Source organism: Nonomuraea sp. NPDC049695 (assembly GCF_040674955.1).
Classification (GTDB): Bacteria; Actinomycetota; Actinomycetes; order Streptosporangiales; family Streptosporangiaceae; genus Nonomuraea; species Nonomuraea helvata.
In genome coordinates this window covers 1-25,580 of the sequence record NZ_JBFANV010000066.1, presented here as the reverse complement: position 1 = coordinate 25,580, position 25,580 = coordinate 1, and the positions used below count along the sequence as shown (strand labels likewise).

General features: G+C 70.9%; 22 protein-coding genes. 13 read left to right on the top strand and 9 right to left on the bottom strand.

The features are described 5' to 3' along the window. Position 1: 1 nt before the first annotated feature. Both AB0J64_RS40015 and AB0J64_RS40010 read right to left on the bottom strand, forming a co-directional pair. On the bottom strand, positions 2-670 hold the full coding sequence (locus AB0J64_RS40015; RefSeq protein WP_364039607.1) for a hypothetical protein: 669 nt from the start codon (positions 668-670) through the stop codon (positions 2-4). A 12-nt stretch (positions 671-682) separates the two neighbouring features. Next, positions 683-1,849, bottom strand: a complete 1,167-nt coding sequence (locus AB0J64_RS40010; protein WP_364039604.1) for an MFS transporter — start codon at positions 1,847-1,849, stop codon at positions 683-685. Positions 1,850-1,935: 86 nt separating this feature from the next. Between AB0J64_RS40010 and AB0J64_RS40005 the strand changes: the two genes are divergently transcribed. Continuing rightward, positions 1,936-2,910: a LacI family DNA-binding transcriptional regulator gene (locus AB0J64_RS40005; protein ID WP_364039727.1), complete on the top strand. Its 975-nt coding sequence runs from the start codon at positions 1,936-1,938 to the stop codon at positions 2,908-2,910. A gap of 3 nt (positions 2,911-2,913) precedes the next feature. Here the strand turns inward: AB0J64_RS40005 and AB0J64_RS40000 are convergent, their stop codons facing one another. Next, positions 2,914-3,225, bottom strand: a complete 312-nt coding sequence (locus AB0J64_RS40000) for a hypothetical protein (RefSeq protein ID WP_364039601.1) — start codon at positions 3,223-3,225, stop codon at positions 2,914-2,916. 149 nt (positions 3,226-3,374) lie between these two features. Here AB0J64_RS40000 and AB0J64_RS39995 point away from each other — a divergent pair, with 149 nt between their 5' ends. From AB0J64_RS39995 to AB0J64_RS39960, 8 genes are all read left to right on the top strand, one after another. Continuing rightward, positions 3,375-4,340: a sugar-binding domain-containing protein gene (locus tag AB0J64_RS39995; protein ID WP_364039598.1), complete on the top strand. Its 966-nt coding sequence runs from the start codon at positions 3,375-3,377 to the stop codon at positions 4,338-4,340. A 134-nt stretch (positions 4,341-4,474) separates the two neighbouring features. Then, the gene (locus AB0J64_RS39990) at positions 4,475-5,569 is read left to right on the top strand and encodes a sugar ABC transporter substrate-binding protein (RefSeq protein WP_364039595.1); all 1,095 of its coding nucleotides are present in this window, start codon (positions 4,475-4,477) and stop codon (positions 5,567-5,569) included. 10 nt (positions 5,570-5,579) lie between these two features. Beyond that, on the top strand, positions 5,580-6,341 hold the full coding sequence (locus AB0J64_RS39985) for an ATP-binding cassette domain-containing protein (protein ID WP_364039592.1): 762 nt from the start codon (positions 5,580-5,582) through the stop codon (positions 6,339-6,341). Next, a complete protein-coding gene (locus AB0J64_RS39980) occupies positions 6,338-7,570 on the top strand; it encodes a sugar ABC transporter permease (RefSeq protein ID WP_364039589.1) in 1,233 nt (410 codons plus the stop codon). Before AB0J64_RS39985 ends, AB0J64_RS39980 begins: the two co-directional genes overlap by 4 nt. After that, positions 7,570-9,045: an FGGY-family carbohydrate kinase gene (locus AB0J64_RS39975; RefSeq protein ID WP_364039586.1), complete on the top strand. Its 1,476-nt coding sequence runs from the start codon at positions 7,570-7,572 to the stop codon at positions 9,043-9,045. The genes AB0J64_RS39980 and AB0J64_RS39975 overlap by 1 nt, the downstream gene beginning before the upstream one ends. A 67-nt stretch (positions 9,046-9,112) precedes the next feature. Further along, positions 9,113-10,537, top strand: a complete 1,425-nt coding sequence (locus AB0J64_RS39970) for an FGGY family carbohydrate kinase (protein WP_364039583.1) — start codon at positions 9,113-9,115, stop codon at positions 10,535-10,537. Continuing rightward, complete coding sequence (locus AB0J64_RS39965) at positions 10,534-11,151, top strand: histidine phosphatase family protein (protein ID WP_364039580.1); 618 nt, start codon at positions 10,534-10,536, stop codon at positions 11,149-11,151. Before AB0J64_RS39970 ends, AB0J64_RS39965 begins: the two co-directional genes overlap by 4 nt. Then, positions 11,148-12,152, top strand: coding sequence for a 2-hydroxyacid dehydrogenase (locus AB0J64_RS39960; protein WP_344991348.1), 1,005 nt, complete (start codon positions 11,148-11,150; stop codon positions 12,150-12,152). Before AB0J64_RS39965 ends, AB0J64_RS39960 begins: the two co-directional genes overlap by 4 nt. A gap of 17 nt (positions 12,153-12,169) precedes the next feature. Here AB0J64_RS39960 and AB0J64_RS39955 read toward each other — a convergent pair whose 3' ends face one another. From AB0J64_RS39955 to AB0J64_RS39940, 4 genes are all read right to left on the bottom strand, one after another. Beyond that, positions 12,170-12,943 carry an AMP-binding protein gene (locus AB0J64_RS39955; protein WP_364039577.1) on the bottom strand — a complete coding sequence of 258 codons (774 nt, stop codon included), beginning with the start codon at positions 12,941-12,943 and terminating at the stop codon, positions 12,170-12,172. A 312-nt stretch (positions 12,944-13,255) separates the two neighbouring features. Next, the gene (locus tag AB0J64_RS39950) at positions 13,256-15,622 is read right to left on the bottom strand and encodes a LuxR C-terminal-related transcriptional regulator (RefSeq protein ID WP_364039574.1); all 2,367 of its coding nucleotides are present in this window, start codon (positions 15,620-15,622) and stop codon (positions 13,256-13,258) included. 76 nt (positions 15,623-15,698) lie between these two features. After that, entirely contained in the window at positions 15,699-17,141 is a 1,443-nt protein-coding gene (locus AB0J64_RS39945) for a penicillin-binding transpeptidase domain-containing protein (protein ID WP_364039571.1), read from the bottom strand. Between the two features lie 36 nt (positions 17,142-17,177). Beyond that, a complete protein-coding gene (locus tag AB0J64_RS39940; protein WP_364039568.1) occupies positions 17,178-17,537 on the bottom strand; it encodes a MerR family transcriptional regulator in 360 nt (119 codons plus the stop codon). An 80-nt stretch (positions 17,538-17,617) separates the two neighbouring features. Between AB0J64_RS39940 and AB0J64_RS39935 the strand changes: the two genes are divergently transcribed. After that, entirely contained in the window at positions 17,618-18,541 is a 924-nt protein-coding gene (locus AB0J64_RS39935; protein WP_364039565.1) for an aldo/keto reductase, read from the top strand. A 21-nt stretch (positions 18,542-18,562) separates the two neighbouring features. On the opposite strand, the gene AB0J64_RS39930 is transcribed toward AB0J64_RS39935, so the two are convergent. After that, a complete protein-coding gene (locus tag AB0J64_RS39930) occupies positions 18,563-19,201 on the bottom strand; it encodes a TetR family transcriptional regulator (RefSeq protein WP_364039562.1) in 639 nt (212 codons plus the stop codon). Between the two features lie 68 nt (positions 19,202-19,269). On the opposite strand from AB0J64_RS39930, the gene AB0J64_RS39925 reads away from it, so the two are divergent. Next, positions 19,270-20,565 carry a GH1 family beta-glucosidase gene (locus AB0J64_RS39925; RefSeq protein ID WP_364039559.1) on the top strand — a complete coding sequence of 432 codons (1,296 nt, stop codon included), beginning with the start codon at positions 19,270-19,272 and terminating at the stop codon, positions 20,563-20,565. Here AB0J64_RS39925 and AB0J64_RS39920 read toward each other — a convergent pair. Continuing rightward, positions 20,547-21,443: a hypothetical protein gene (locus tag AB0J64_RS39920; protein WP_364039556.1), complete on the bottom strand. Its 897-nt coding sequence runs from the start codon at positions 21,441-21,443 to the stop codon at positions 20,547-20,549. The two genes, AB0J64_RS39925 and AB0J64_RS39920, sit on opposite strands and share 19 nt — an antisense overlap. A gap of 211 nt (positions 21,444-21,654) precedes the next feature. On the opposite strand from AB0J64_RS39920, the gene AB0J64_RS39915 reads away from it, so the two are divergent. Beyond that, entirely contained in the window at positions 21,655-24,672 is a 3,018-nt protein-coding gene (locus AB0J64_RS39915) for a M14 family zinc carboxypeptidase (RefSeq protein ID WP_364039553.1), read from the top strand. Positions 24,673-24,795: 123 nt separating this feature from the next. Then, the coding region (locus tag AB0J64_RS39910; RefSeq protein WP_364039550.1) for an aldehyde dehydrogenase family protein at positions 24,796-25,580 on the top strand (785 nt) is incomplete at its 3' end.

The window sequence follows — 25,580 nt, the reverse complement described above, 5'->3', positions numbered from 1 at the left end:
CTCAGGCCGCCGGGCGACGCCGCGGCGGCCTCAGCACGCAGCAGCTTCCGCAGGGCTCGACGTCGGGCAGCGTGATCCACAGACAGCAGGTCCTGCGGAAGTAGCCGTCGCCGGCGGGCTCGATCAGCCCGTCGACCGGCGCGCCGAGCTCCTTGAGCAGCCGCATGTAGTCGCCGGGCACGACAGACGTCAGCGGGTGGGCGAACGCCTCCGCCGTGGAACCCCACAGCGTGCGCTCGCCCACCTTCGCCACCGCCTCGATGGCCTTGACCAGCGGCCGCTGCGACTCCGCGAGCGCCTCACCGATCGCGCGGGCGCCGGACCCCCAGCTCACCCGCGTCGCGGCGACGGTCACCCCGGCCTCCGACACCTTGAAGTACGTGTCGGCCGGCCGCATGACCGGCACCCGCCCGTCCAGCGCCCATCCGAGCGCCATGGGCAGCGTGTGCCAGTAGCTGTAGGTCTTCCAGAACAGCGCCGCCCCGACGTGGCGCGGCGCGTTCCAGCGCGCGGCCGTCTCGTCGATCAACCCGACGAGCAGCTCGTACGGCTCCCGCAGCAGCTCGGTGACCGGCGTCCAGCTCTCGTCGGGCTCGATGACCAGTCCCGGTTCGACCCCGATGACCCCGCCCCGCCCGTCGGCGAGACGCTGGAGCGCCTCGGTCAGCACGCTGGAACCTCCCTATAGGTAAGCCTTACCTAAGGTAGCAGGCCGCCCCGCGAACCACCCAGCCACGATCTGGACCGCGATCACTCCCAGCCCGGCCACCAGCGGCACCGACCAGCCGCCGGAGACCTCCCTGAGGAACCCGAACAGCAACGGCCCCAGCGCCGCGATCACGTACCCCACGGACTGCGCCACGGCCGACAGCGCGGTCACGGTGGCCGGATCGGCGGGCCGCAGCGCGATGATCAGCAGCGCCAGCGCGAACGAGGCCCCCTGGCCGATCCCCAGCACGATCATCCATACCCACGGCGCCGTCGTCGGAGCCAGCAGCACGCCGAGGTAGCCCAGGACGGTCAGCACCCCGGAGCCCACCACGTACGGCACCTGCGACTCACGCCTGCCGGCCAGCACGGGGACCGCGAGCGCGGTGACCACCTGGACCAGGTTCGTCAGGCTGAGCAGGTAGCCCGCCTGGTCGGCGGCCAGTCCGGCCTCCAGGAAGATCGTCGGCAGCCAGGCCAGCATGACGTAGAAGGTCAGCGACTGCAGGCCCATGAGCGCGGTCACGTACCAGGTCACGCGGCTCCTGAGCACCTCGCCGAACGGCCTGGGCCCGTTCTGCGCCGCACCCCGGCCGCGCAGCGCCTGGGGCAGCCAGAGCAGCGCGGCCAGCAGGGCCGGCACGGCGAGCAGCGCGGAGACGCCGCGCCAGCCGTACCCCGTGGCGTGCTCGACGGGGATGACCAGCCCGGAGGCGAGGGTGGCGCCGGCCACCACCGAGGCGACGTAGACGCCGGTCATGAGGTTGACCCGGGTGGGGAAGTGCTGCTTGACGACGGCGGGCATGGAGACGTTCATGACGGCTATCGCGGTGGCGGCGAGGGCGGAGCCGAGGTAGAGCACGGGCGCGCCGTCGAGGCCGCGCAGGGTCACGCCCGCCGCGATGACGAGCAGCCCGGCCAGCAGCGTGCGGTCCAGCCCTAAACTGCGTGCGAGCAGCGGCGTGACCAGCCCGAACACGCCCAGGCAGACCACCATGACCGTGGTGACCGCGCCGCCGCCGGCGGGCGAGAGGCCCACGTCTTTCATGATCTCGTCGAGGAGCGGGGAGACACCCGCGATGGCCGGGCGCAGGTTGAGCGCGGCCAGCACGAACCCCGCCACCAGCACGGCAGATCTCACCGACATAGGGCACCACTCTCGCATAACGTCGTGACAACGTTGTCTGCCGGGTCACGGTGAGACATGATCCTGGCGTGAGACCGACGATGAAGGACGTCGCCTCGGCCGCCGGTGTGGCACTCAAGACCGTCTCGCGCGTCGTGAACGGCGAGCCCGGCGTCCACCCGGCCACGGCCGAGCGGGTGCGCGCGGCCATCGACCGGCTGGGTTACCGCCGCAACGAGAGCGCGAGGGTGCTGCGCAGGGGCAGGACCGCCACGGTCGGGCTGGTCATCGAGGACCTCGCGGACCCGTTCTACGCCGGTCTCAGCCGGGCCGTCGAGGACGTCGTCATCGGGCACGGCTGCCTGCTGCTGAGCGGATCGTCCGGCGAGGAGCCCGGCAGGGAACGGGAGCTGGTCGAGACGTTCTGCGCGCGCCGGGTGGACGGGCTGATCGTGGTGCCCGCCGGCGAGGACCACACGTACCTGCGTCCCGAGCTGGAGGCCGGTACGCCGGTGGTGTTCGCGGACCGGCCGCCGGGGGCGGGGATCGACCTGGACACGGTGCTCGCCGACAACGCGGGCGGCGCCGGGGAGGCGATCCGCCATCTCATGGGCCACGGCCACCGCAGGATCGCCTTCCTCGGCGACGATCCGGAGATCTTCACCGCCGCCGAACGGCTCAAGGGCTACCGCGAGGCGCTCGGGGGGCTGTTCGACGAGCGGCTGGTGTCGATGCGGCCGCCCTCCCTGGAGGCGGTACGCGCGGATCTGGCCCGTATGTTCGCGCTGGACGATCCGCCGTCCGCGCTGTTCACCGGCAACGGCCGCTACACCGTGACCGCCCTGCGCGCGCTCGACGGGCGGCGGGTGGCGCTCGTGGGGTTCGACGACTTCGAGCTGGCCGACCTGCTGAACCCGCGGGTGAGCGTGGTGGCGCAGGACCCCGCGTGGATGGGGCGGGTGGCGGCCGAGCTGCTGTTCCGTCGCCTGCGCGGCGACTCGGGCCCACCGGAGCACATCGAGCTTCCGGTACGGCTCATCGCCCGCGGCTCCGGCGAGCTGCTCGCCCCCGGGTGACCTTCAGGCGAGCTTCTCCTCCACGCCCACACTGCCGGGGCCGGCACTGTCGCAGGACCCCTGCGACTGCCCGTAGCCGCCGGGCGGCAGCGTCACCCACTCGCCCAGGACGTCGAGCGCCCGCCGGCAGACCACCACGGCGCGGAACATCCACGTCTCGCCCGTGGGATTGCTGCACGCGGCGACGCCGAGGTCGCTGCCCTGCTCCTGCACGACCGCGTCGCACTTGAGAACCTTGGCCACCGCGGGGGCAGGCGGTGCCATGCCCGCGGCCACGAGACCGATGGCCGCCGCGACGAACATCCCTTTGGACACTGCCCCTCCCAGCCGCGACCGTCACTTTATGCAGCCGATCGTAAGCGAAGAGTGTGCACGATGCCCAGTGGACCGCTGAACGCGGCCCGCCATATAGTCGTTTGCGCATCAGTTCAGAAAATTTTTTCACGCAACGTACAGGAGCGCGCATGAATGCCGCCGACGTCGCACCCGAGACGCAGGCCAGGTTCCCCCTAGAGCTGATGTACGCCGCGGCCCAGCAGTACTACATGGAGGAGGCCACCCAGGGCGACATCGCCAAGCGGCTCGGCGTCTCCAGGGCGACGGTGAGCCGGCTGCTCACCGAGGCCCGCAGGCAGGGCATCGTCGAGATCAAGGTGCACCGGCCGGCCACGCTCGGGGACGGCCCGCTGGCCGCCGAGGTGGCCGAGGTGCTCCAGCTGCAGCGCGTCTACCTGGTCCCCAAGGTCAGCGGCCCCACCCTGGGCCCGTGGCTGGCCCCCGCCGTGGCCCGCGCGCTGGCGGCCGTCGGACTGGAGTCCGGCGACGTCGTGCTCGTCTCGTCGGGCACCACGGTCTACGAGTGCGCCCGCGAGGGGCTCGGCCACTATCCCGGGGTCACGATCGCCCCCGCGGTGGGCGGCCAGGAGGAGCCGCAGCCGTGGTTCCAGACCAACGAGACCACCCGCATCCTGGCCGAACGCGTCGGCGGCGTGCCCGCCTACCTCTACGCGCCCGCGCTGCCCGGCCCCGAGCTGTTCTACTCGCTCCAGCATGAGCCGTCGGTGCGCCGGGTCATGGACCTGTGGGCGCACGCCAAGTGCGCCATCGTCGGCGTCGGCTCGGCCCCGCTGATGCGGCAGATGATGCCCGCCCTCATGCCGCGCGACGCAGACAGCCTGCGCGAGGCCGTGGGCGACGTGTGCATGCGCGTCTACGACCGCGACGGCGAGCCGATCACGTACCCCGGGAGCGAGCGCCTGGTCGCGACCCGGCTGGAGGAGCTGCGCCGCATTCCGACCACCATCGCGGTCGCGGTGGGCGCGGAGAAGGTGCTGTCCATCGTCGCGGGAGCCAAGGGCGGCTACTTCAACCAACTCGTCACCGATGTCCCTACGGCAGAGGGCCTGGTCGCGGCCGCCCGGCAACTCTGAACATCTTTGCTGGACAAAGTTTCAGAAGGCGCGCTACCGTGAGCCGCACCACAGGATGTGTCCCGTTGTGAGGGCCATGTCCTGTTTCGGGGGCAGTGCGTCATGAATCCCGGTAGCAAGTGAGGAACAAACCCGTGAACAGAGCGAAGATGCGGACCTCCACGTTCGCCGCAGTGGCAGTGCTCGCAGGCTCGGCGCTGGCCGCGTGCGGCTCCGGCTCGGGCTCCGGCTCCACCGGCGCGAACACCAGTGGTGGCGGCGCCGTCGAGAACGCCAAGGTGGCCTTCCTCATGCCCGACCTGGCCTCCACCCGGTACGAGCTGCAGGACAAGCCGCTGTTCGAGGCCAAGATGAAGCAGCTCTGCCCGACCTGCCAGGTCATCTACCAGAACGCCGACTCCGACGCCGCCAAGCAGCAGCAGCAGGCCAACTCGGCGCTCGCCCAGGGCGTCAAGGCCATCGTGATCGACCCGGTCGACTCCGCCGCCGCGGCCACCATCGTCAAGTCGGCCCAGTCGCAGCAGGTGCCGGTCATCGCCTACGACCGGCCGGTCCCGGCCACGCCCGCCGACTACTACATCTCGTTCGACAACGAGAAGATCGGCCAGATGATCGCCCAGTCCCTGGTCGACCACCTCAAGAAGGAGAACGCCAAGGGCGGCATCCTCGAGGTCAACGGCTCCCCCACGGACGCGGCGGCCGGCCTGATCAAGAAGGGCATCCACAGCGCGGTCGACCCGAGCGGCTTCAAGCTGCTGGCCGAGTACGACACGCCCGACTGGCAGCCGGAGAAGGCGCAGACCTGGGTCAGCGGCCAGATCACGCAGTTCAAGGACCAGATCGTGGGCGTCGTCGCGGCCAACGACGGCACCGGCGGCGGCTCGATCGCCGCGTTCAAGGCCGCCGGCGTGAAGGTGCCCCCGGTCACCGGCAACGACGCCGAGGTCGCCGCCGCGCAGCGCATCGTCGCGGGCGACCAGTACAACACCATCTCCAAGCCGATCAAGATCGTGGCCGAGGCCGCGGCGAACACGGCCTGGGAGTTCATGCAGGGCAAGAAGCCCGCAGGAAAGACCACGCTCTACAACACCCCCTCCGAGCTGTTCGTCCCCACGGTCGTGACCAAGGAGAACATCAAGGAGGTGCTGTTCGACAGCGGCATCATGAAGGCCGCCGACGTCTGCACCGGCGAGTACGCCAAGGGCTGCGAAGAGCTCGGCATCAAGTAGGAGTGCGCCGATGACCGTCCTGTCCCTGCGCGGGATCAGCAAGACCTTCGGCGCGGTGGCCGCGCTCACCGACATCGAACTCGACGTCGCGGCCGGCCAGGTCGTCGCCGTCGTGGGCGACAACGGCGCGGGCAAGTCGACGCTGGTCAAGATCCTGTCCGGCGTGCACCCGCCGGACGCGGGCACGATCACGTTCGAGGGGAACGAGGTCGAGATCCCCACGCCGTCCGCCGCGCACAAGCTCGGCATCGCCACGGTCTTCCAGGACCTGGCGCTCTGCGAGAACCTCAACGTGATCCAGAACCTGTTCCTCGGCCAGGAGATCCGCCCGCTGCGTCTCAACGACGTGGCCATGGAGACTCGCTCGTGGGAGCTGCTCCGCCAGCTCTCCGCCAAGATCCCGAGCGTGCGGGTGCCGGTCGCGGCGCTGTCGGGCGGCCAGCGGCAGACGGTGGCCATCGCCAGGTCGCTGCTCGGCGACCCGAAGATCATCATCCTCGACGAGCCCACCGCCGCGCTCGGCGTGGCCCAGACGGCCGAGGTGCTCAACCTGGTCGAACGGCTGCGTGAGAACGGCCTGGGCGTCATCATGATCAGCCACAACATGGCGGACGTGAAGGCCGTCGCCGACACCGTCGCGGTGCTGCGCCTGGGCCGCAACAACGGGGTGTTCGCCGTGGACGAGGTCTCCACCGAGGACATCATCGCCGCCATCACCGGCGCCACCGACAACGCGGTGTCCCGGCGGGCGCAGAAGGGAGCTCAGTCGTGAGCACTTTGACGACAGACCGCCAGGACGAGCGGCTCCAGGACCGCGCCGGGCTGCGCGGCGCGCTCGCCGACGTGCTCGATCGCGCCCGAGGCGGCGACCTCGGCGTCATCCCCGTCGTGGTCGGGCTCGTGGTCATCTGGACGGTGCTGCAGGTCCTGAACCCGATCTTCCTGTCCAGCGCGAACCTGGTGAACCTCACGCTGGAGTCCGCCGCCGTCGGCATCATCGCGCTCGGCATCGTGTGCGTGCTGCTCGTGGGCCAGATCGACCTGTCCGTCGGCTCGGTCAGCGGACTGTCGGGCGCGGTGCTCGCGGTGCTGTTCGTGGGCCAGGGGCTGCCGGTCTGGCTGGCCATCGCGGCCGCGGTGATCATGGGTGCGGTCGTCGGCTGGGTGTACGGGCAGCTGTTCAACAGGTTCGGCGTGCCGAGCTTCGTGATCACGCTGGCCGGCCTGCTGGCCTTCCTCGGACTCCAGCTGTACGTCCTGGGCACCAAGGGCTCGATCAACCTGCCGTTCGACTCGGGTCTGGTGAACTTCGCGCAGCTCGACTTCGTGCCGGCCTGGCTGTCGTACACGTTCGCGGTCATCGCGGCCGTGTGGCTGTTCGCCAGCGGGTACCTGCACGCGCAGCAGCGGCGCAAGGCCGGCCTGTCGGCCAAGAGCGTGTCGGTGCTGGCCGTCAGGAGCGTGGCGCTGCTGGTGGTGCTGGCGTTCGTGGTCTGGTACCTGGGCCAGACCCGCGGCGTGGGCTGGATGTTCGTCTTCTTCGTGGCGCTCGTGCTGATCATGCACTACCTGCTGTCGCGGACGAAGTGGGGCAGGGCCGTCTACGCCGTGGGCGGCAACGTGGAGGCCGCCCGCCGGGCCGGCATCAACGTCAAGGCCATCTACACCTCGGTGTTCGTGCTCTGCTCCACGTTCGCGGCGGTCGGCGGCATCCTGGCCGCGGCCAGGCTCGCGGCGGCCAACCAGTCCAGCGGCACGGGCGACGTCAACCTCAACGCCATCGCGGCGGCCGTGATCGGCGGGACGAGCCTGTTCGGCGGGCGCGGCACCGCGTTCGGCGCGCTGCTCGGCATCATCGTGATCCAGTCGATCTCCAGCGGCCTGACCCTGCTCAACCTCGACTCCTCGATCAGGTTCGTGGTCACCGGCGCGGTGCTGCTGCTCGCGGTGATCGTCGACTCCGTGTCGCGGCGGTCGAGGACCTCTCACGGCAGGGCCTGATGGCGATCATCTGCGTGGACGCCGGGACCACGGTCATCAAGGCGGTCGGGTACGACGCCGAGGGCGCGGAGGCGTTCGTCGCCCGGAGAGAGACCACGGTCTCCAGGCCCGCGCCCGGCCATGCCGAGCAGGACATGGGCGCCGTCTGGGAGGCGGTCGCCGCCACCGTGCGCGAGGTGGCCGCCCAGGTGGACGAGGTCGACTTCGTGGCCGTGACGGCGCAGGGCGACGGCTGCTGGCTGGTCGACGCGAACGGCGAGCCGACCGGGCCCGCCATCCTGTGGAACGACGCCAGGGCCGCCTCGACCGTGGACGCCTGGACCCGCTCCGGGGTCGCGGCCGAGGCCTTCCGCCTGAACGGCTCGTCGGCCGCCTCGGGGCTGCCGCACGCGATCCTGACCTGGCTGCGCGCGAACGATCCCGAACGGCTCGACCGGTCGAGCGCCATGCTGACCTGCGGCGGCTGGATCTTCGCGAAGCTGACCGGGGAGCTGGTGGCCGACGAGTCCGACGCGTCAGCGCCGTTCATGGACCTGCGGGCGCGTGCGTACTCCCCCGCGCTGCTCGCCATGTTCGGCCTGGAGTGGGCCGAGCGGCTGCTGCCCCCGATCCGCGCCGGCCACGTCGCCGAGCTGACCCGGGAGGCCGCCTCGGCGCTCGGCCTCCCCGCCGGGACGCCGGTCGCGATGGCCCCGTACGACATCGCCGCCACGGCACTGGGCGCGGGCTCCGTGCGGGCCGGTCAGGCGTGCGGCATCCTCGGCACCACGCTGTGCACCGAGGTCATCGTCGACTCCGCCGACCTGGAGGGCGAGCCGATCGGGATCACGATCGCGATCTCCGGCGGCTACCTGCGGGCCTTCCCCACGTTCGCGGGCACGGAAGTGGTGCAGTGGGCGTGCCGCATGCTGGGCCTGCACGGGCCGGCCGAGCTGGGCGACCTCGCGCTGCTGAGCCGGCCGGGCGCGCGCGGGCTGACGCTCCTGCCGTACCTGTCGCCCGCCGGCGAGCGGGCACCGTTCTCCGACCCGCTGGCCAGGGGCTCGCTGCTGGGCATGTCGTTCGAGCACGGCCGCGAGGACGTGGCGCGGGCGACGCTCGAAGGGCTGACGATGGTCATCCGCGACTGCCTGGCCGCCACCGGCGCCGAGCCGACGGAGCTGCGCGTGTGCGGCGGCGGCTCGAACAGCACCGTCTGGCTCCAGCTGATCTCCGACATCACCGGGCTGCCCGTGCGCCGCCCGGCCGACTCCGAGGTGGGCGCGCGGGGCGCGTACCTGGTGGGGCTGGCCGCCACCGGCGCCGCTCCGTCCATCGCCGCGGCGGCCTCGAAGCACGTACGCATGCGCGACGCGGTCGAGCCCTCCCCCGCCCGCCAGGCGCTGTACACGCGGCTGTTCGACGACTTCCTGACGCTGCGCGGCACGAACGCGGCCTCCTGGCCGCTGCTCGCCGAGATGAGGGGCCGTAGATGAGCGAGCGCAGCGAGCGAACAATCAGACGCAGCCGTTTGACGTTCATGCGACCGACGAAGGAGGGCGCATGAGCGTGTGGATCGGCGTCGATCTCGGGACGCAGAGCGTACGGGTCATGGCCGTGACCGGCGACGGACAGGTGGTCGGGACGGCCAGCAGGGCGCTGACCAGCCACCGCGACGGGCCCCGACACGAGCAGGACCCCGAGCAGTGGTGGCGCGAGCTGTCCGTCGCCGCCCGCGAGGCGCTGCGGTACGTGCCCGCGTCGGAGGTGGCCGGCGTGGCCGTCGACGCGACCTCTGGAACGATCCTGCTCACAGACCCCTCCGGCAGGGCTCTGACGCCCGCGCTGATGTACGACGACCGGCGCGCCGACGCCGGGCGCGCCAACGAGGTGGGCGCGGCCGTCTGGGAGCGGCTGGGCTACCGGCGCATGCAGCCCAACTGGGCGCTGCCGAAGCTCCTCTGGCTGCTCGGGGACGCGCCAGAAGGGGCCCGGCTCGCCCACCAGAGCGACTTCGTCAACCGGCGGCTGGTCGGGCACGAGGTGGCCACGGACCTGAGCAACGCGCTGAAGACCGGCGTCGATCTCATCGAGGAGCGCTGGCCCCTCGAGGTGATGGACGCGCTGGGAGTGCCCTCGCGGATCCTCCCCGAGGTCGTACGGCCCGGCACCCGGCTCGGCGTGGTCTGCGCCGAGGCCGCACAGGAGACCGGCATCCCCGCGGGCACGCCCGTGATCGCCGGGACCACGGACGGGTGCGCGGCCCAGCTCGGCGCGGGCGCCGACCGGGTCGGCAGCTGGAACTCGGTGCTGGGCACGACGCTGGTGCTCAAGGGCGTGACGAAGGAGCTGATCCACGACCCGCTCGGCGTCGTCTACTCGCACCGCGCGCCGGACGGCTCGTGGCTGCCCGGGGGCGCGTCGAGCACCGGCGCGGGTGTCCTGACGCGCGACCTGCCCGGCCGTGACCTCGACGCCCTGAGCGCCCAGGCGGCCGCGCGCTCCAGACCGCCCGCGAGCGTCACGTATCCGCTGGTGTCACGTGGTGAGCGCTTCCCGTTCGACGCTCCGGAGGCCGAGGGGTTCACCCTCGGGAGCCCGGCCGACGACGTCGAGCGCTACGCGGCGATCCTGCTCGGGGCGGCCTTCGTCGAGCGCCTCTGCTTCGACTACCTCGACCTGCTCGGCGCCCCCGTGGACGGTGAGATCATCCTGACCGGCGGCGCCACCCGCAGCGCGTACTGGACGCAGCTCCGGGCGGACGTCCTGGGACGTCCCGTGACGCTGCGGGAGAACGCCGAGCCCGCCCTGGGCATGGCCGTCCTGGCGTCCGGCGACTCCACCGGGATGATCAGGACCCGCGCGGTCGTCGACCCGTCGGGAGCCGACCTCACCGAGGCGTACCTGCGCTTCGTCACGGAACTGGAGCGGCGCGGCTGGCTCGACTCGGCCGCCGCCGAACACGCGCGCGAGAGGACCGACCGATGACCGACCTCGTCCTCGTCCGCCACGGCGAGACCGTCTGGCACGCCGAGAACCGCTACGCCGGAATCAGCGACATCGAGCTGACCCCGCGCGGCCACGCCCAGGCCGCCCAGCTCGCCGAGTGGGCCGGTCAGGCGGGCCTGTCCGCCGTGTGGGCCTCCACCCTCAGCCGGGCCCAGATCACGGCCGCCGCCGGCGCGGCCAAGGCCGGCGTCGCCCTCCAGACCGACGCCCGGCTGCGCGAGCTGGACTTCGGCGAGGGCGAGGGCCTGACCTCCGCCGAGATGGCGGCCCGGTTCCCCGAGGCGCGGGCCGCGTTCGAGTCGGACCCCGCCGAGCACCCGCTGCCCGGCGGCGAGGACCCGCACCAGGCCGCCGACCGGTTCGTCGCCGCGCTGAACGACATCGCCGCCGCCCACGCCGACGAACGCGTCCTGGTGGTCGCGCACACCACCGCCATCAGGCTCTCCCTGTGCCGCCTGATCGGCGTGCCACTGGGTGAGTACCGGCGGCTCTTCCCCCGCCTGGACAACTGCGCCCTCACCGAGCTGCGCCTTCGCGCTGGGCGGCGCGCCGCGCTGCTGCAGTACAACTCCCCGATTGGAGCCGTTCGTTGACCATCCGAGTCCTTGCCGCAGGCGACCACTTCGTCCGTAACAGCCTGCTCATCGACGCGCTCAGGCGCGAGGTCCCCGGCGAGGTGGACGTCCGTGAGCTGACGCTGCCGTGGCCGGTCGAGCCGTTCGGCCGGGTGGGCGAGGTGGACGAGGCGTCGGACGTGGAGGACGAGCTGATCGAGGCGCTGCGCGGCGTCGAGGTCTGCGTGACCCAGATGGCCCCCTTGACCAAGCGCGTCCTGGACGCCTCCCCCGACCTGCGGCTGTTCTGCGTGAGCCGGGGCGGCCCCGTGAACGCCAACCTGGAGGCGGCCAAGGCGGCGGGCGTGGCGGTGACGTTCGCGCCCGGCCGCAACGCGGTGGCCACCGCCGAGCACACCCTGGCCATGCTGCTCGCCGCCACCCGCAGGATCCCCCAGACGCACAACGACCTGGCGGGCGGCGTGTGGCGGGGCGACTACTACATGTACGACAACGTCGGCCCCGAGCTGGACGGCAACACGGTCGGCCTGGTCGGCTACGGCGCCATCGGCCGCCGCGTGGCCCGCATGCTCGAGGGCTTCGGCGCCGACGTGCTCGTCTACGACCCGTACGTGGACGTGCCGGGCAAGGTGGAGCTGGACGAGCTGCTCCGCCGCTCCCACTTCGTCTCCCTGCACGCCCGCGCCACCCCCGAGACCATCGGCATGATCGGCGCGGCGCAGATCGCCGCCATGCCCCCCGGCTCGGTCCTGGTCAACTGCGCCAGGGGCGCGCTGCTCGACTACGACGCCGTGTGCGACGCGCTGGACTCGGGTCACCTGTTCGGCGCCGCGATGGACGTCTTCCCCGAGGAGCCCATCCCGCCCGGCTCGCGCCTGCTCACGACCCCCAACCTGATCATGACTCCGCACCTGGCCGGGGCCAGCAAGCAGACGGCCATGAACGCGGCCTCGATCGTGGCCGCGGACGTGGCCCGCTATGTGCGTGGCGAGCCGCTGGCCCACGTGGCCACCGTCTGACCGCAGGCTCCGCATGGTCAGCGGATGCGCTCCAGCGTGCCCTCCGGGCTCGTCACCACCGTGACGCTGAAGTCGTAGCTGGTGCCGGGCACGTCGCCGCCGCCCGCGGCGACCACCAGCGCGCCCCTGGACATGCCGAGCCCGACCAGGGCGACGAGGTCGCCGCCTCCGTCGGGCAGCCAGGTGGTGAGCACGACGTCGGGCTCGGCCAGGCGTACGGGGAGGTCGAGCTCGGCCATCCTGGTCAGCAGGTCGGCGTGGGACATCCGGCGGCCGTCCGCCGTCAGCAGCGCGTCCTGGCGCTTGGCGTCGAGCACGGGCAGCGCGGTGGGCTCCAAAGTGAGCAGCCCGCGGAAGTCGATCGTGTCGAGCGCCGCGCCCAGCGAGATGACCTGCCGCACCCGGGACTCGTCGGCCGCCCGGACCGCCGTCTCCGCCAGGTCGGGAGTGGTGATCAGGGTGCGGGCGTCGCACTCGCGCAGCCGGGCGGCCATCTCGCCGGCGCCGAGCGAGGGGTCGATCGGCGCCGCCACCCCGCCCGCGGCCAGCACGGTGTGCACGGCCAGCGTCTGGGCGCCGGCCGTCGAGACGAGCACGCCCACCACCTGGTCGCGCCGCGCGCCCCTGCGTACGAGCCCGGAGGCCGCCCTGGTCACCTCGGTCACCAGCCGCCGGTAGCCGTAGACGTGGCCGCCGCGCAGGTCGACGAGCGCCGGCCGCTCGCCGCGCTCGTAGGCCTGGCGGAACACCTCGTGGATCACGGTGCCGGTGGTCGAGGCGGTGGGCTTCATGCCCGCCAACGTACGGCTGAGCGGCGGGACCAGCATCCACCGATGTATGTAGGCCGATGTGCATTCCAGCGGGGCGGGCCCGAGCCCTGCGCGACTCGAGCCCGCAGTCACGCGCCCGGAGCCGGGCCCCCACCCCTCCGAGGAGGCCCAGCCCCGTGCGGACGCGTGACGTCCGCGATCGATCGGCCACTCCCCGAGTGGCCGATCACACTTAGCAACGTTAGGTGTGCAGAAGGCGGCAGCACATGCGCTGACATCGCCATTAGAGGATGTAACCGGCCCTGCACCGTGATGTGTAGAGAGGTGCACGGGTCAGCGGCTCTCGATGACCCATGCGGCGATCTGTGTACGTGTGGAGAAGCCCAGCTTGGACAGGATGTTGGCCACGTGGCGGGCGGCTGTCGCGGGGCTGATGACGAGTTCGTCGGCTATGGCCCGATTGCTGAGCCCTCTGGCGATCAGCTCGGCGATCTCGCGTTCCCTTGCCGTGAGCCGGCTGTCCTGGTGGACCGATATGACCGGCGTGGGGGGCCGCTCGGGCAGCGCGCCGTCGAGGGCGCACGCCACGGCCTGTTCGGCGGTCATGCCCGTGCCCTCGGCCCACAGCATGCCGACCACGGCCTCGCCGAGCTCCGCCCGCGCGGGGCGCAGCACGTCCTCGGTACGCGCGTCCGACGGCCGGCTGCGCAGCGCCACCGAGGCGGCGGCCAGCAGGACCGCGCGCCGGAGATCGCCCTCGGCGCTGACCAGGACCGCCCATTCCTCCAGCCTCCTGGCGATGCCGGAACGCAGCCCCGCGTCGCGGCTGAGCACCAGCGCCTCGGTGAGCCTGGCCCTGGCCTCCACCAGGTCGCCCTCGTCGAGCGCCACCTTGCCGAGCCCGGCCAGGCAGCTCACGATCTGCTGCCTGGCGTCCACGTGCCGCAGCAGCCGCAGCCCTGACTCGTAGTGCCGCTTGGCCGCCGCGGAGTCGCCCGAGCGCCTGGCCACCTGGGCGAGCCCGATGTGGGCGAATGCCTGGCCGACGTGGTTGTCGAGGTCCTCGGTGATCGCCAGGACCTCCTCGAACGCGCGCTGTGCCTCGTGCAGGCGGCCGTGGTGCAGGCCGATCTGCGCCTTGGTGCCCTGGGCCAGCGACTCCAGAACCAGGTCGCCTGACTGCTCGGCGTGCTCCAGCACGCGGGACAGGGTGTCGGGCTGACCGGTGAGCTGGGCCAGCACGATCAGGCCGATGGCCTCGCCGTACCCGTCCTTGACCGATCTGCACAGGTCGAGGCCCGCACGTGTGCACCTCGTGGCCGGCTCCAGATCGCCCGCCGCCAGCGCCAGCTCGCCGCGCAGGATCGTGGCCTGGCCGAGCAGCTCCCGCCGCACCTGCGGGGCGCCGAGCGCCAGCAGGCGATCGAGCCGCTCTGTCACGTCGAGCTTCCTGCCGCTGCCGACCAGCAGGTAACGGAGGTCGGTCAGCAGGCCGAGCCCGGTCTCCGGCTGCCCGTTGGCGATCGACCAGTCGCAGGCCGAGCCGAGCTCGGCCTTGAGCGCGTCGAAGAGGTTCACGTACCGCTCGATCACCGGCCACGACGTGCGCGCGCCCGGCGCGATCGCCTCCTTGAACCGGGCCGCCATCACGGCCAGCGCCGTCAGGTGCCTCTGCCGCAGCTCGGCCTCCTCTCCGGACTCGGCGAGCTGCTCCAGCGCGTAGTCGCGTACGGTCTCCAGCAGCCGGTAACGGGCCTGGCCGGCGATCTCCCCGTCCAGGGCGACCAGCGACTTGTCCACCAGGTCGCAGAGCCTGAGCAGCACGTCCTCCTCGGCCAGCCCCGGGCCCGAGCAGACGGCTTCGGCCAGGTCGAGCGTCCATGAGGAGCGGAAGGCGGCCGTGCGGCGCAGCAGCAGCCGTTCCTGCGGGGTGAGGAGCCGGTAGCTCCAGTCCACGGCGGCCCTGAGCGTACGGTGCCGGGCCGGGGCCGTACGCGCGCCAGCCGCCAGCAACCTGAACCGGTCGTCGAGCCGCTCGACGAGCTGGCCGACCGACACCACCCTGACCATGGCGGCGGCCAGCTCGATCGCCAGCGGCAGGCCGTCGAGCGCCTGGCACAGCTCCACGACCAGCGGCCGGGTCTCGTCGGTCAGCGTGAAGTCGGGCCTGGCGGCGGCGGCCCTGGCCACGAACAGCCGCACGGCCTCGCTCTCCTCCCCGTCCACCGGCAGTTCCACCGACAGGGGCGGCACCCGCCACACCGTCTCGCCCGGCACGCGCAGCGGCTCCCTGCTGGTGGCTAGCACGGTGAGCCCGGGGCAGGCGCCGAGCAGGTCACGGCAGAGCTCCGCGCACTCGCCGATCACGGGCTCGCAGTTGTCGAGCAGCAGGAGCGCGCGCCGCCCGCCGATCGTCTCGGCCAGGTCGCCCACGATGCCGAGCGCGGCGGCGACGTAACCTCTCAGCTCGCCCTTCTCCAGGTCGGCCAGCTCGATCAGCCACACGCCGCCCGGGTGGTCGGAGGCGATCCTGTCGGCCAGCCGCAGGGCCAGCCGGGTCTTCCCGATGCCTCCCGCGCCGCACAGGGTCACGGCCCGCGACACGCGCATCAGATGGACGAGCTCGTCGAGGTCGGACTCCCGACCCACGAACGCGTTCGGCTCGGCCGGCAGGTTGCTGAAGTCAGCAGATCGCAGCATCACTGTGAGTGTGTCACCAACTACGGCATGCGCCCAGACGTAATCGTGCAGAACTGTCAGTGCCAGCGGGCACATTTCACTCCATTGCGGCCTCGATGACGTCCTGGACGATCGTGGTCACGGCGTCGGCCCGCGGCCCCGGATGCTCCAGCACGACCCCCACCGCCACCTCGGGCGCGTTCGCGGGTGCGAAGGCGGTGATGACCGCGTGATCGTCCGTCCACGGGATGGCCTTCGAGGCGGGAAGTCCTGGCGCTCCCACTCCGGACCCCCTGGAAGCCCCGGCGTGCGGCGCCATCGTCATCATGGCCACCAGGTTCTTCGCCACCGCGGGTGACACGGCCCGCCGGTAGACCGCGGGGGCGGCACGGTCGACGACCGAGCCGTCCGGCAGCCGCACCTCCTCCACCAGGTACGGCCGCATCAGCACCCCGTCGTTGGCCACGGCCGCCGACAGCATGGCGACCATCAGCGGCGTCACCCGGCTGTCGTGGTGCCCGATCGCCGACAGGGCGGTCTGGGACCTGTCCATGCCGAGCGGATACCGGCTCGCGTCCGCCGCCAGCGGGACGCTCAGGCTCGGCGCGTTGAACCCGAACGCCTCGGCCTGGTCCCTGAGCAGGTCCTGCCCGAGCTGGAGCCCGATGTTGGCGAACGCGGTGTTGCAGGACACCTGGAACGCGTACGTCAGCGTCGGCCGGGCGTCCCCGCACCCGCCGCCACCGGCGTTCTCCAGGAACGTCGAGGACCCGGGGAGCCGCAGCCGGACGGGGGCGTCCACCAGCGCGTAGGGGGTGTACTCGCCGGAGGCCAGCGCCGCCGCGGCCGTGACCAGCTTGAACGTGGACCCGGGCGGATAGAGCCGGTTCAGCGCCCGGTTCAGCAGGGGGTGCGACGGATCCTCCCCGAGCCGGCGCGCGGTCTCGGAGAGCCGCGCCGGGTCGAATGCGGTGAGGGCGTTCGGGTCGTACGTCGGATAGGTGGCCAGCGCCAGGATCGCCCCGGTCGCCGGGTCGATGGCCACCACCGCCCCCGGCAGCCCCGTCGCCTTGAGCCCCTCGTACGCGGCCCGCTGCACCCGGTCCCTGATCGTCAGCCGGACGTCCGCCCCCTCCACGACACCGTCCCTGACCAGCGAGCGCACCTTGACCTTGGCGTCCTCCCCGGACAGCACGCCGTCGCGCGCCTGCTCGATCCCGGTGGAGCGGTAGAGCGACATGTGCCCGGTGACGGCGGCGTACAGCTCGCCGTCCCGGTAGGACCTCCGGTAGCGGTACGGGCCGGCGCCGGTCGGGCGGCTCGTGGCGATCGGCGTGCCTTCATAGGTGAGGATGTCGCCGCGCGGATGGTCGAACCTGGCGATCAGCGGCCGCTCGTTCCTGCGGTCGGAGTTGAGCACGCGCGAGCCGAACGCCTGGATGAGCGTTATGTGCGCCAGCACGAGGAACAGCATCGCCGAGCAGCACCTGGCGACGCGACGCAGCGGCTCGTTGATCCGCTCCGCCCTCGATCCGGCCATGGATCTTGGTTTAACAGCCGGAACGCAAAGGCGGGGCTAGAGGATGCTGCGGTAGTAGGAGATCTTGTTGTGGATGTAGCTCTGCCGCTCGGTGAGGTTGTCGATCTGCGCCCGGACCTGCCGGTCGTGCTCCTCGAGGAGCTTGATCCGGTCGGGGATCGTGTGATCTCCCGCGCGTACGAGCTCGGCGAAGCGCTGCATCTGGCGGATGGGCATGCCCGTGTCACGCAGGCACCGCAGCGTGCCGAGCCAGCCGACCTCCTCTTGACTGAACCTGCGCTGCCCGGCCGCGTTGCGGCCGACGCGCTCCAGCAGGCCGATCTTCTCGTAGTAACGCAGGGTGTCGAGGCTGAAGCCGGTCTCCTCGACGACTTCGGCAGGTGTATACACGCTCACGGTCTTCAGCATCCCACCTGGAGTGCACTCCAGGTCAACGTCTTGACATGGAGTGCACTCGAGGTTCCACAGTCGGCTCCATGAACATCGCACTCGGCACCATTCCGTTCGGCACCACCGTCGACCAGCGGGACGCCTTCGCCATCCTGGACCGGTTCCACGAAGCCGGGGGCACGATGCTCGACACGGCCAACAACTACCCGTTCTGGGTGGAGGGCTGCTCCGGCGACGAGAGCGAGCTGGCCATCGGGGCGTGGCTGGCCGCACGCGGCAACCGGGACGAGATCTTCATCAGCACGAAGGGCGGCGCCCGGCCCACCGTTCCCGGTGACAAGACCCTGGACTCGGCCGAGGGGCTGTCCGCGTCCGCCGTGACCATGGCCGCCGAGGGCAGTCTGAAGCGGTTGGGGACGGACCACATCGACCTGTACTGGTCGCACATCGAAGACCGTTTCGTCCCGCTGGACGAGACCTTGGGGGCGCTGAACGAGCTCGCCCAGCAGGGCAAGATCCGCAGTGCGGGGGCGAGCAACATCGCCACCTGGCGACTCGAACGGGCCAGGAACGTGTCGGCCGTCCGCGGCTGGATGCCCTACACCGCCATCCAGCTCCGTCATACGTACCTGCGGCCCCGGCCCCACACCGAGCTGCCCGAAGGCGGGCACCGGCTGGCCACGGACGAGACCCTCGACTACCTGGCCGCCGAGCCGGACATGACGCTGTGGGCGTACAACACGCTGATGTTCGGCGCGTACACGCGGCCTGACCGGCCCATGCCCGCGATCTACGACCACCCCGGGACCACCCGGCGGCTCGCGGTCCTGCACGAGGTCGCCGGCGAACTGGGCGCCACTCCGAATCAGGTGGTGCTGGCGTGGCTGATGGGGGACGGCATCGTGCCGATCGTGGGCGTCTCGACGATGGCCCAGCTGGAGGAGGCCATCGGCGCCGCTGAGCTCAAGCTGGACCCGGAACTCCGCACCCGCCTGAACACCGCCGCCTGACCCGCACCCGGCGGTGGAGGGTCAGGGGAGGTGGTCGGCCAGGTAGCGGCGGACGAGTTGCTTGCACTCGGCGATCAGCAGCGCGTCGCCCCGGGAATCCACGCGGAACGCCAGCTTGAGCACCGCGTCCGACGCCTCCACCGCCACCAGCAGCGCGCGGTCCAGCCCCGGCCCCGCCGGGGCGCCCAGGAGCTCGCGGCTGAGGGAGCGCAGCCGTTCGGCCACCACCATGTTGTTGTCCAGCGTCCCGTCCAGCGTCCGCCGGCTCCCCTCCACCGAGGGCCCGCCGGGCGCGAGGAAGATCTCGCCGAAGTCCATCACCCCGAACCCCGGCGTGGTGCGCTTCATGTCGACGAACTCGTCGACGGCCAGGTCCACCAGGTCCGTCCAGTGCCCGAGGTCCGCCTGGGGGATGCGTTCGGTGATCCGGGCGAGGAACGCCTCGAGGTTGCGCCGCGCCAGGGCCCGCACCAGCCCCTGCTTGTCGGGGAAGAACTGGTAGAACGTGCCGATCGGGACCTCGGCCCGGCGCGCCACCTCTTTCGTGGTCAGCGCCTCGTAGCCGACCTCGTCGAGCAGCAGCGCGCACTCGTCGAGCATCCGCTCCACCCGCTCCGCGCTCCGGCGCTGGGCGGGACGGCGGCGCAAGGTACTCGTCATGACCCCATCCTGACCTATGGCCAAAGGTAAAGTTCGCCACGAAAGCGTAGGCCAGGGAGGAGTCCGGGATGTTCCTGTGGGGTACGGCCACGGCCGCGTACCAGATCGAGGGCGCCGTCGAGGAGGACGGCAGGGGCGTCTCCATCTGGGACACCTTCGCCCACGAGCCGGGTCGCACCCGGGACGGGCACACCGGCGACGTGGCCTGCGACCACTACCACCGGTGGCCCGAGGACGTCGAGCTCATGTCCGGTCTGGGAGTGAACGCCTACCGGTTCTCGATCGCCTGGCCGCGCGTGCAGCCCCAAGGAGACGGACCCGTCAACGCGGAGGGGCTCGACTTCTACGAGCGCCTGGTGGACGCGCTGCTCGAGCGTGGCATCCAGCCGGTGCCGACGCTGTTCCACTGGGATTTGCCGCAGGCACTGCAAGATCGCGGCGGGTGGTTAAATCGGGAAATTTCGGAAAAGTTTGCCCACTACGCCGCCGCGGTCGCCGACCGCCTGGCCGACCGCGTCCCTCTCTGGATCACCCTGAACGAGCCGTTCGTCCACATGGCCTACGGATACGCCATGGGCATCCACGCCCCGGGCCAGGCCCTCCTCACGGACGCGCTCCCGGCCGCCCACCACCAGCTCCTGGCCCACGGGCTGGCCACGCGGGCGCTGCGGGCCGCGGGCGCCCGTCAGGTCGCCATCACCAACAACTGCACCCCGGTCTGGCCCGCCTCCCAGCAGGAGCCCGATCTCAAGGCGGCGGACGCGTACGACATCCTCCACAACCGCCTGTTCAACGACCCCGTACTTCTCGGCAAATATCCGGACCTGTCGGCATACACCCCCACCCTGGACTTCCTCCAGGACGGCGACCTCGACGTCATCGCCACCCCGCTGGACGCCCTCGGCATCAACTACTACAACCCCACCCGCATAGCGGCCCCCTCGGACGAGGGACTCCCCTTCCAGGACGCGGGCATCACCGGCCACCCCACCACCGCGTTCGGCTGGCCGGTCGTCCCCGACGGCCTGCGCGAGCTCCTGACCGGCCTCAAGAAGAGGTACGGCGCCGCGCTCCCGCCCATCCTCATCACGGAGAACGGCTGCTCCACCGATGACACGGTCGAGGACGACGCCCGCATCGAGTTCCTGGACGGCCACATCGGCGCGATGCGCCGGGCCATGGCTGAAGGTGTGGACGTGCGGGGCTACTTCGTCTGGTCCCTGCTGGACAACTTCGAGTGGGCCGAGGGCTACCACCAGCGCTTCGGCCTCGTACGCGTGGACTTCGAGACCCAGCTCCGCACCCCGAAGGCGTCGTACCGGTGGCTGCGGGACTTCCTGAAGGCTCAGAACACCGAGACGTGAACGTGGTCGTAGTGGTTGGCCGTGATCCCGCCCCGGTCCGACATGGGATCCCAGCCGCCCCCTGAGCGGATGTCGTAGTACCGCTGCTTCCAGATGATGTACATGACGCCGATCCGGGCGCCGTTCTTGATCAGGTAATCCGCCAGGGCGTCACCGCGGGCCTCGTCGGCCCCGGAGGCCCTGGTGCCGCCTCTCGACATCATGAAGTCGCAGGCCCGCCCCTTCCCGTGCTCGCCGGGGTCGCCGGGGCGCAGGCAGCCGACGCCGTACTTCATGGGGAAGTTCTGCATGATGTCGGCGCGCACCGAGATCATGCGCTGGGTCAGCCCTTCCGAGCCGCCGGGCTGCTGGAAGCCGAACTTGGCAAGCAGCTTCTCCACGTCGCGCTGCTTGTTCTGCAGATTCTTGATCTCCTTGCCGAGCTTCTCGATCTTGTCGTTGGCGGCGATCTTCGCCTCTTTGGACTTGTCGATCAGCTTCTGGACGTTCTGGACCCGCTTGGCGCGCTCGTCAGCCATGTACGTCATGTTGGCCGCCTGACCCAGTATCGCGTACGGGTCGACGCCGGGAGCGATGAGCCGGAAGGTGTCGACCGGCCCCACCATGTACGCGGTCTCCGCGATGCGCCGCACGTCCGCCTGCGCGTCCTTGAGCTGGGCCTGCAGGGCGCCGGAGGTGGTGGTGGCCTTCTTCACCTGGAGCTTGATCTCCTCCAGGCTCTGGATCTGGCCGCGGTAGCGCTTTTCGAGCTGCGCGGCCTGTTTGGTGAGCTTCCGCAGGTCAGCCGGGCTGGGATCGGCCACGGCGGGCGTCGGCTCGGGGAGTCCGAGCAGCCCGGCGAGGACGGCGACAAGACCGGCGACCCGCCAGATTCTCACACCCGTCCCCTCCCTCATAGACGGACCGAAACTATAGAAGATGATCTTGATCCCTGTCACGCGAACGACCGAACTCCCGCACCTTTGGCGAATTTTATGGTGATTTAAAGTGATTTGTCGGATTTAAGGAGAAGCTAAAGATTGGGCCTTGTATAGAGCGCTCCAACGGTCTGAGATGGCGATCGAACTCGTCTCTGCGAAGGGGCAGACCGTGTCTCGATCATTGACCCTCGCCACCGCCGTCATCCTCGGCTTAGGCACGTCCATCGTGGCCACGACCGCGGAAGCGTCCGTGGACCCCTTACCGGCCCGCGACCGCATCGAGCTCTACCAGCTCGACAGCCCGCCCGGCACCGCCCAGGCGCTCAGGGAGAAGGGCTTCGACGTCGTCCAGCAGGAGATCAAGGGCGGCAAGGAGCACATCGAGCTGACCGCGGCCCAGACGGATCTGGCCGCGCTGCGCAAGCTCGGCCACAAGCCCGAGCCCGTACGCAACCCGCAGGGCCAGACCCAGCTGGAGGCGGCCAAGGCTCAGGCGGCGGGCGGCTACACCGTGTGGAAGTCGTACTCCGAGCCGGGCGGCATCGCCGACCAGCTCAAGGCCATCGCGAACGCCAACAAGGACCTCGTCAAGCTCCAGTCGATCGGCAAGTCGCTGAAGGGCCAGGACATCCTGGCCGTCAAGGTCACCACGGGCGCCCGGCTGCTGCCCGACGGCCTCAAGCCCTCGACGCTCTACTCCGCCACGCAGCACGCCCGCGAGTGGATCGCCACTGAGGTGGACATGCGGCTGCTCAAGTACGTGGTCGCGAACAAGGCCTCGCTCAAGGACCTGCTCAACAGGACCGAGCTGTGGTTCGTGCCGGTGGCCAACCCCGACGGGTACGACTTCACGTTCACCGAGGGCAACCGCCTGTGGCGCAAGAACCTGCGCGACAACGACGGGGACGGCAAGATCGCGATCGGCGACGGCGTCGACCCGAACCGGAACTTCCCCACGAACTTCCACTACGACGAGGAAGGCTCGTCGAGCATCCCGAGCAGCGAGACCTACCGCGGCGCGGGGCCCGCCAGCGAGCCCGAGACCAGGGCGATGGACGGCCTGCTCAAGCGCATCGGGTTCGAGATGCAGCTCAACTACCACTCCTACGGCCCGCTGCTGCTCTACCCGAGCGGCTTCCAGATCGCCACGGAGACCGCCGACAACCCGATCTACGAGGCCATCACCGGCAACGACGCCAAGCCTGCGGTCCCCGGGTTCGACCCCGACCTCGGCGCCGAGCTGTACACCACCAACGGCGACACCAACGACCATGCCCACCGCCAGTACGGCACGCTGTCGTGGACACCCGAACTGGACGAGGGCTGCGACGGCTGCGGGTTCGTCTTCCCCGACGACGAGGCGCTGGTGCAGGGCGAGTTCGAGAAGGGTCTGCCGTTCGCGCTCGACGTGGCCAAGTCCGCGGTCAACCCGGTCGAGCCGGTGAACCACCTGGGCAACACGACCCCCGACTTCGAGATCGACCCGTTCGAGGTCAGCTACGGCAGGGACCAGGTCGTCCAGGTCGACGCCAAGCGCAAGCTCGGCCCGGTCCTCCTGAACTACCAGGTCAACGGCGGCCGTACCAGGACGGCCCTGACCTCCGAGTGGAACGGCGGCGAGCGCTACGGCAAGGGCTACAACCGCTACTACCACCGGCTGCGCGGCAAGATCACCGGCACGAGGCCCGGTGACAAGGTGAAGGTCTGGTTCAGCTCGATCGGCAGGAAGAGCGCCGACTTCACGTACACGGTCGCCACCGACATCGGCGGCAAGGTGCTGGTCCTGGCCACCGAGGACGTCACCGGCCTCAGCCCCGCACAGGGCGTGACCGAGGCCAAGTACGCCGACGAGTACGCCGCCGCGCTCCAGACGGCCGGCTACACCTCGGACGTGTACGACATGGACAAGATGGGGCGCAAGGCCCCGCACCCGCTCGGCGTACTCAGCCACTACAAGGCCGTGGTGTGGGAGACCGGCGACGACATCATCCCGAGATCGCCCGGCCAGGTGGCGGGCACCACGTCCAAGGGCGGCGTGGACACCGAACTGGCGGTCCGCGACTACCTCAACGAGGGCGGCAAGCTGCTGCACGCCGGCAAGTACCCGTCGTACGCGGCCAACGCCAACGGCAGCTACTACTACCAGCCCGACCAGCCGGCGCAACCCGAGTGCACGGTCCCGAACGACCCGCCGTGCATCCAGGTGTTCAACGACTTCCAGCAGTACTGGCTCGGCGCGTACGTGTTCTTCGACGACGCGGGCACCGACCAGAGCACCGGACAGCCGTTCGCGCTGCGGGGGCAGGGAGGCGCGTTCGAGGGCTTCGACGCCACGCTCGAGCCCAGCCACACCAACTCGTTCGTGGCCACCTCGGCCATCCTGCCCGCGAAGCAGTTCCCGCTGTTCGCGAGCTCGGCGCAGGTCAAGTGGGTACGCCCGGGCGGCCCGTTCGACCCGCACACCGGCTCCTGGGACGTCTACAGCGGCATCGCCGACGTCTCCTGGAAGCGGCTGACCAAGACGATCGACCTGACCGGGAAGACCGCGGGCGACCTGTCGTTCTGGACCTCGTACGACACCGAGAGCGGCTGGGACTTCCTGACGGTCGAGGCGCACACGGCGGGCGGCGACGACTGGACCACGCTGCCGGACGCCAACGGGCACACGTCCCAGGACACCGGCAGCAGCTGCGATCCGCCCAGCGGCGGCGAGGGCTGGCGGGCGATCCACCCGTTCACCCAGCGCTACCAGGGCCCGAACTGCGAGCCGACCGGCACCTCCGGCGCGTGGCACGCGGCCACCGGCAACTCGGGCGGCTGGCAGCAGTGGAAGGTCGACCTGACCCCGTACGCGGGCAAGAAGGTCGAGCTGTCCGTCTCCTACATCAGCGACTGGGGCACCCAGGGCGCGGGCGTCTTCCTGGACGACTTCACGCTCACCCTGGACGGCGCGACGGCGGAGCAGACCTCGTTCGAGTCGGACCTGGGCGGCTGGACCGTCGGGGCGCCTCCCGAGGGCACCTCGCCGTCGATCAACAACTGGTTCCGCACCGACCAGGTCTTCGAGGAAGGTGGCGGCATCGTCACCAAGGACACCGTCTACCTGGGATTCGGCGCTGAGAGCGTGATCGGCCAGGCCACGCGGGCCGACCTGGTGAAGCGGTCACTCAAGCACCTGCTCGGCTAGGACCCTGGAGGGGTGCGGCACGCCAGGCCGCACCCCTCTTGCGTGTCCGCACAGAACATGGTTCGGTCGGCTTGAGGCATCCCGAAAGCAAGCAAGCATTCGGTCAAGCAGGAGGCTCACGACATGCGCCAGCACGACACGCTGTTCATCGGGGGCGAATGGGTGGCCCCAGCGGGCACCGGAACGATCGAAGTGGTCTCCCCGCACACCGAGGAGGTCGTCGGCCGGGTGCCCGACGGCACGGCCGAGGACATGGACCGGGCGGTCGCGGCCGCCAGGGAGGCGTTCGACCACGGGCCGTGGCCGCGGATGACGTTCGCCGAGCGGGCCGAGGTGATCGGCCGGCTGGCCGCGATCTACGACGAGCGGCAGGGCGAGATGGCCGCGCTCATCACCGAGGAGATGGGCTCGCCCATCACGTTCTCGAACCTGGCCCAGGCCCCCCAGCCGCTGGGCATGCTGCAGTACTACGCCGAGCTGGGCAGGACGTTCGAGCAGGAGGAGCAGCGGCCGGGGCTGTTCGGCCCGACCACTGTGCGCAGGGAGCCCGTGGGCGTCGTGGCGGCCGTGGTGCCGTGGAACGTGCCCCAGTTCGTCACGATGACCAAGGTCGCGCCCGCGCTGCTGGCCGGCTGCGCCATCGTGCTCAAGCCGGCGCCCGAGACGCCGCTGGACGCGTACCTGCTGGCCGAGTGGGCGCTCGAGGCGGGCATCCCCGCGGGCGTGCTCAACATCGTGCCCGCGGGCCGTGAGGTCGGCGAGCACCTGATCTCCCACCCCGGCGTGGACAAGGTGGCCTTCACCGGCTCGACGGCCGCCGGCCTGGAGGTCTCCGGCGTGGTGGCCGAGGTCGGCTCGGACGTCGAGCACTTCAAGCCGGGTGACGAGGTGTGCGCCCTGCTCGGAGG

What these genes read in the sequence shown, in the direction of transcription:
- AB0J64_RS40005 (WP_364039727.1), top strand. Translation starts at nt 1,936, where the DNA reads ATGAAGGACGTCGCCTCGGCCGCCGGTGTGGCACTCAAGACCGTCTCG.
- AB0J64_RS39975 (WP_364039586.1), top strand. Translation starts at nt 7,570, where the DNA reads ATGGCGATCATCTGCGTGGACGCCGGGACCACGGTCATCAAGGCGGTC.
- AB0J64_RS39955 (WP_364039577.1), bottom strand. Translation starts at nt 12,943, where the DNA reads ATGAAGCCCACCGCCTCGACCACCGGCACCGTGATCCACGAGGTGTTC.
- AB0J64_RS39945 (WP_364039571.1), bottom strand. Translation starts at nt 17,141, where the DNA reads ATGGCCGGATCGAGGGCGGAGCGGATCAACGAGCCGCTGCGTCGCGTC.
- AB0J64_RS39950 (WP_364039574.1), bottom strand. Translation starts at nt 15,622, where the DNA reads ATGCTGCGATCTGCTGACTTCAGCAACCTGCCGGCCGAGCCGAACGCG.
- AB0J64_RS39925 (WP_364039559.1), top strand. Translation starts at nt 19,270, where the DNA reads ATGTTCCTGTGGGGTACGGCCACGGCCGCGTACCAGATCGAGGGCGCC.
- AB0J64_RS39965 (WP_364039580.1), top strand. Translation starts at nt 10,534, where the DNA reads ATGACCGACCTCGTCCTCGTCCGCCACGGCGAGACCGTCTGGCACGCC.
- AB0J64_RS39995 (WP_364039598.1), top strand. Translation starts at nt 3,375, where the DNA reads ATGAATGCCGCCGACGTCGCACCCGAGACGCAGGCCAGGTTCCCCCTA.
- AB0J64_RS39935 (WP_364039565.1), top strand. Translation starts at nt 17,618, where the DNA reads ATGAACATCGCACTCGGCACCATTCCGTTCGGCACCACCGTCGACCAG.
- AB0J64_RS39985 (WP_364039592.1), top strand. Translation starts at nt 5,580, where the DNA reads ATGACCGTCCTGTCCCTGCGCGGGATCAGCAAGACCTTCGGCGCGGTG.
- AB0J64_RS39970 (WP_364039583.1), top strand. Translation starts at nt 9,113, where the DNA reads ATGAGCGTGTGGATCGGCGTCGATCTCGGGACGCAGAGCGTACGGGTC.
- AB0J64_RS39930 (WP_364039562.1), bottom strand. Translation starts at nt 19,201, where the DNA reads ATGACGAGTACCTTGCGCCGCCGTCCCGCCCAGCGCCGGAGCGCGGAG.